General features: G+C 60.4%; 1 protein-coding gene and 1 other annotated feature. The gene reads right to left on the bottom strand.

Going from position 1 to position 1279, the window contains the following annotated elements; genetic code table 11:
• Positions 1-18: 18 nt before the first annotated feature.
• A protein-coding gene (locus ACF8O7_RS13095; protein ID WP_392443477.1) for an IS3 family transposase occupies positions 19-1250 on the bottom strand; the annotation gives its coding sequence in 2 pieces (ribosomal slippage) (positions 19-962 and positions 962-1250; 1233 coding nt in all).
• Positions 856-972: a sequence feature (AL1L pseudoknot), on the bottom strand. Its footprint overlaps the gene before it by 117 nt.
• Positions 1251-1279 lie beyond the last annotated feature (29 nt).

Consider the following 1279-nt stretch of genomic DNA (forward strand, 5'->3'; position numbering starts at 1 on the left):
GAGGCTGTTTGGTTTAAGTCAGACCACCGCCTCGGTGCCCTGACTGGCGAGTTGCCGGTAATAGTTTGCCTCAGCCTCGGCGGGTGGTATGTAGCCAATGGGTTCAAGCAGGCGATGGTGGTTGAACCACGATACCCATTCGAGCGTTGCGAACTCAACTGCTTCCTTGGTTTTCCATGGAGCCCGGCGATGAATCAATTCGGCCTTGTACAGGCCATTGATGGTCTCGGCCAGGGCGTTGTCGTAACTGTCGCCCTTGCTGCCCACCGAAGGCTCGATGCCCGCCTCGGCTAAGCGTTCGGTGTACCGAATGCTGACGTATTGCGAGCCCCTGTCAGAGTGGTGAATCAGGCTGCTGCCCTGCTCGGGTTGGCGCGCGTAGAGCGCCTGCTCCAGCGCATCGAGAACGAAGTCAGTTCGCATCGAACTGCTTACCCGCCAGCCAACGATGCGTCTGGCAAACACGTCAATGACGAAGGCCACATAGAGCCAACCCTGCCAGGTCGAAACGTAGGTGAAGTCGCTCACCCACAGTTGATTGGGCCTATCGGCCTTGAATTGGCGGTTGACCCTGTCCAGCGGGCACTGTGCTTTGCTGTCGCTGGTGGTGGTTCGCACGACCTTGCCACGCATCACCCCGCGCAAGCCCAACTGCCGCATCAGCCTCTCAACAGTGCAGCGGGCCACTGTCGTGCCTTCACGCCTTAGTTGCCGCCATACCTTGTCGGCGCCATAGACCTGCATGTTGGCCTGCCAGACGCGTTGAATCTGCGGCATCAGCACCTCGTCGCGCTTGGCTCTGGTGCAGCGCTTTTGAGGCTCGCGCATCAGCGCGGCGTGGCGCCAATACGCCGATGGGGCAACCTGCAAGACCTTGCAGAGCGGCTCGACCCCGAAAGCATTGCGCTGCTGGTTGATAAAGGCCTTCAAGACTTGAGTCGGCGGTCGAGCTCCGCCTGGGCGAAAAACGCGCTGGCCAGCTTCAGTATCTCGTTGGCCCGGCGCAGCTCTTTGACCTCGCGTTCCAGCTCCTTGACCCGCTGGGCTTCGGCTGTGGTGACACCTTCTCGTGTACCTGCATCCACTTCGGCGCGCTTGACCCATTCGTTCAGGGTCTGCGGCACGCAGCCAATCTTGGGTGCGATGGATTCGATGGCGGCCCAAAGGGATGGGTACTGCCCGCGCTGCTCTTGCACCATCCTCACGGCGCGCTCACGCACCTCAGGCGAGAACTTGTTCGTCTTCTTCATGGCTCAATCCTCTCAGAGTGTTGAGCCTC

Source organism: Delftia sp. WSY_16 (assembly GCF_043104415.1).
GTDB classification, from domain to species: domain Bacteria; phylum Pseudomonadota; class Gammaproteobacteria; order Burkholderiales; family Burkholderiaceae_C; genus Comamonas; species Comamonas tsuruhatensis.